Raw genomic sequence first — 3,918 nt, forward strand, 5'->3', positions numbered from 1 at the left:
TCTGCCACAACGGTTCGGGGCAGTACTTCTGAACATCATCCACACCAGCTCAACGAACGACCAGGCGCTGCAACAACCCCAAATGACACACGGTCTTACTCGGCCGCGCGTCCAGAAGGTCCGGCAACCCGTTCAACGCGATCAGCACCGCGGCGGCGTCCGCGGTCGCCCCGAACTCGATCGTCTCGGCCAGTAGCCGCACGAACTTGCGCGCCACCGGGAACCGGGCAGCCAGCGCCGTCTGCCACTCCTGCTCCGGATCCGCACCCGGCGGCGCCACCTCGTGGATCAGCGCCACCGCCGCCCGCAACTCCGAGCGCGGCACCACGTCCTCGATCAGATCCCACATCCGGGCGATCGGCATGTCCTGCTCCGCCTCGGTGGCCGTCAGCACCACCTCCATCGCGGCGGCCAGCTTGCTCGCCTCCCGCGACACCCGCGTATACCGCTTGGCCTGGTCCTTGGCCGACTCCCGCTGCGCCCGGGCCAGCAACTGGGTGGTCATCACCACGTCGAACATCTCCAAGGCATCGTCGGTGGCCTTGCCCTCCAGATAGACGATCGTGGCCAGCAACGTGGCCACCCGCTTGGCGTACGGCGTCCGCATCCGCAACGCCGTCGCATTCGCCGTCATCCCCACCCGGGCCAGATCCACCACCCGCCGCTGCGGCACCACAGACATGTCCACGCCACCCAAACCGATCCCGGCCACCTCCGCCACCCGGCTCAGCGCCTTGACCAGCGCCGTTGCCGTGTCCCCGGTCGGCTCCCGCCGCAGCCACTCCAACGCCGAGATCCGCTGCCCCTCCGCAACCTCCACCAGCTTCAGCAGCAACACCGCCTGCTCCGCGGTCACCAGCTCCAGCAGCGTCTCCCACAACCGCAGATGCGACTGCTGAACCACCCGACCTACCAGCCGAGTCAGCGGCACCAACGCCGGCAGCAGCACCCGCCGCTGCCGCAACCACGGCACCGCCCGATCGAAGATCGCCTTACGACCCTCACCAGTCGCCCACGCCCGCCGATCGATCCACCGCGTCAACTCATCGGTGACCTCGGAGAACTCCTGCCACCCGTCCGTAGCCTGGATCTCCCAGCGATGCTCGAACCGGGTCATCTCCCGCATCAGGTAATCGCGCACCACACCCGGCCGCCGGATCCCCAACTGCCCGGCCAGATACTCCAGCACCGCATCCGGCACCGCGAGCGGATCATCCAGGAACGTCCCCAAGAACCGCACCGTGGTCAGCTGCAACGCGAACCCCAACCGGTTCGCCGCCCCACGCCGCCCCCGGACCAGCTTCAGATCGACATCGTCCAGCAGGAAGAACCGCTCCAGATCCTCAACGGCGGGCGTCCCCACGAAACGCCCATACGCCTCGATCTGGCCAGCAGTAAGAAATCGTCCCGCACCGTCGTCATCATCATCATCTGACATCGATGGTCAACATAAGGGCTCGCCACCGCGACCGCCAGCCCTGCCAAGGTGCCCACCCCAGAACAACGATCGGGCCCAGGAAGCCTCCACCGCAGGCCCTCTGACCAGCCTTACCGCTAGTTTTTACAAGATCACCAGTCGGGGGCCACGATCGTCGGGCACGACGTCCCGGACTTCGACGAGCGGTCCCGCCTGTCCGAGCCCGGACGGTACCGGCTCAACATCGAGGTGGGCCGCGCCGAGTTCCGTAACCTGTTCGGCTACGGCCCGGAGGAGTCCGCCGCACACCGCGACAAGCTCGACTTCGCGGAGACAGACCGGCTGATGCCACATCCGGCCTACGCCGTGCAGGGCTGGGCGAGCGTGGTCAACCCAGGCCCAGCCACCGCGGACGAAGTGACACGACTGGTGGCACAGGCACGTTCCCGCAGCGCCGACCGTGAGCACCGCAGCAGCCAGAACTCGTAGGCGAGCTGCTGCGGGGGCCCATGCCTCCGGTCCCGACTCAGGCACCCCCCAATCTCTCAGGATCACTCCCCTCTCCCCCTTGCACCATAACGGTCATTATGGTGCAAGGGTGAGAGGGGAGATGCTGACTGGTTGCAATTGCAGAATTACCGATATTGCTAAACTTTTAATAGTCTAGGCTGGCCGTCACGATCGCCGGGCGATCCCGCACCGTGCGGCCGGTGAGATCATGAAGTCGGTGCTCCGCGGCGACCTCGCGACGGCCTTGGCCGTGATCGACACCGCCCATGTGCAGCTTCAACGCGATCGGGAGACCGTGGACCGGGTCGCCTCGGCGGCTGTGGTGCTGGCGTCGTCCCCGCCGGCCACCCCAGGTCCGGACGGGCCTGTCTCGGTCGGTGTCCTCGCCCACCGGCTCGGTGTCACCCCAGCCACACTGCGCACATGGGAACGCGCCGGGATCCTGGCCCCGGCACGGTCACGGACCGCACGGATCTACTCACCCGATGACGTGCGCGACGCCGAGCTCGCTCATCTGCTACGCCGCGGCGGTTACCCGCTGGAGCACATCGCGGCCGTGATCGAGCACGTTCACACCGCCGGTGGGCCCGGCCCGCTGGCGGCCTCGATCGATCAGTGGCGGGAGCGGCTTACGGCCCGCGGCCGGGCGATGCTCACCGGATCCGCCCGCCTCGCTGACTACCTAACCTTCCTGGGGCGGACTCACGGCAACCCTCCCACCTCGTCTGATGGGTGAGCGGGTTTCGGCACGCTACGCGGGTGCTGCCCGGTCGGGTTGCCCAGCGGATGGCCCCAGGACGGACACGGCCCAGGGCCGCCGCGGGCACGTCCGGACAGGACGGCGCAATCGCCCTCGGGCCTCGCATCCTCGGCAGCACCTGGGCCGTGGTGGGGTGGATCGCGTAACCCCCGAGCACTGGGCCTTCACCCGCGCTCACTCCTCGTCGGAGTCGGGGTTGCCTGGGTCCCGCAGCGGTCGTCGCCCGATACCTTCGGCCAGTTGCAGCGGCTGGAACGAGTAATGGCCGTGCACGTTGATGTGGGCGTACCAGTAGGGGTGGATGCGCAGCACGTCCTCGTCGAGCACCGGGTAGCCGGATTCGCGCAGCGTGGCCAGGATGCGGTCCAGATAGACGGTGTTCCATAGAGCGACGCAGTTGACGACCAGGCCGAGGGCGCCGAGTTGGTCCTTCATCCCCGCGTGATACTTCTCGCGGAGTTCGCCGCGACGGCCGTGGCAGATGTACTTGGCCAGCCGATGGCGTTCCTCCTGCAGGTTGCGCATCCGCTTGATGTCGCGCCGGTACTGCTCCCGGTCGACGAGGACAGGACGTGCAGCGTCTTGAAGATCCGGCCGAAGTGGGCCAGGGCGTCGCCGAGCTGGGTTGGATTGCCGCCGCGTTGCAGGATGCGCATCACTTCCGACGCGGCTACCGCCCCGGTGTGCACGGACGCGGCGATGCGCAGGATGTCGGACCAGTGGCGTTTGATCTTCTCCAGGTCGATCAGGCTCCGTGACGCGGTGTCGAGCGGACCGTAGTCGGCCGCGCGGACGGTGCGCCACAGCCGCTGGTCGGGCAGGCCAGCCAGTTCCGGCCGGTAGTCCACGCCCAGCAGCTTGAGCAGCCCGAACACCATGTCGGAGTACGAGCCGGTATCGGAAATGAACACCTCCGGCCGTCGCTCTTAGTCACGGGCCAAGTTGATCAGGGTGACATGCGCGTGCAGGTGCGGATCGGGCGCGGCCCCGGGCGTCGGCCGTGCGGTGCGGTGCGTGGTCAGCCACCCCAACATGCCGGACGTGGCGACCCGCCGGCTGCTAAATAGGCCGTCGTGGACAGCGAGCAGCAGCACCGCCTCCACCTCGGCGTCGATGTGAACGCCGAGTTCCTCGCGATGCTGTGCCGCGCGCAGGATCTCCGCGAGCCAGGATGACGGTGGCGGGCCGGTGCGCACTTTCAGCCCAAAAGCGGGGCGTGCAGTCGGCTACG

4 protein-coding genes and 2 pseudogenes are annotated in these 3,918 nt (G+C 67.9%); 2 read left to right on the forward strand and 4 right to left on the reverse strand.

Annotated features, from left to right (window positions below):
• Positions 1 to 49 precede the first annotated feature (49 nt).
• Positions 50 to 1,438 (reverse strand): DUF4158 domain-containing protein, encoded by a 1,389-nt coding sequence (locus ABD287_RS18180; protein WP_344174727.1) that lies wholly within the window; start codon positions 1,436 to 1,438, stop codon positions 50 to 52.
• A 144-nt stretch (positions 1,439 to 1,582) separates the two neighbouring features.
• Between ABD287_RS18180 and ABD287_RS18185 the strand changes: the two are divergent.
• Positions 1,583 to 1,906, forward strand: a pseudogene (locus tag ABD287_RS18185) (DUF6194 family protein); the annotation flags it as partial.
• 208 nt (positions 1,907 to 2,114) lie between these two features.
• Positions 2,115 to 2,663, forward strand: a pseudogene (locus tag ABD287_RS18190) (TioE family transcriptional regulator); the annotation flags it as partial.
• Positions 2,664 to 2,861: 198 nt separating this feature from the next.
• On the opposite strand, the gene ABD287_RS18195 reads toward ABD287_RS18190, so the two are convergent.
• Genes ABD287_RS18195 through ABD287_RS18205 form a run of 3 tightly spaced genes read right to left on the reverse strand, consistent with a single transcriptional unit; the run spans position 2,862 to position 3,883 of the window.
• Positions 2,862 to 3,212 (reverse strand): Tn3 family transposase, encoded by a 351-nt coding sequence (locus ABD287_RS18195; protein WP_344174729.1) that lies wholly within the window; start codon positions 3,210 to 3,212, stop codon positions 2,862 to 2,864.
• Complete coding sequence (locus ABD287_RS18200; RefSeq protein ID WP_344174732.1) at positions 3,119 to 3,598, reverse strand: Tn3 family transposase; 480 nt, start codon at positions 3,596 to 3,598, stop codon at positions 3,119 to 3,121. The genes ABD287_RS18195 and ABD287_RS18200 overlap by 94 nt, the downstream gene beginning before the upstream one ends.
• A gap of 15 nt (positions 3,599 to 3,613) precedes the next feature.
• Positions 3,614 to 3,883 (reverse strand): relaxase domain-containing protein, encoded by a 270-nt coding sequence (locus ABD287_RS18205; protein ID WP_344174735.1) that lies wholly within the window; start codon positions 3,881 to 3,883, stop codon positions 3,614 to 3,616.
• Positions 3,884 to 3,918: the final 35 nt, after the last annotated feature.

The sequence above is a fragment of the Pilimelia columellifera subsp. columellifera genome (assembly GCF_039532605.1).
Classification (GTDB): domain Bacteria; phylum Actinomycetota; class Actinomycetes; order Mycobacteriales; family Micromonosporaceae; genus Pilimelia; species Pilimelia columellifera.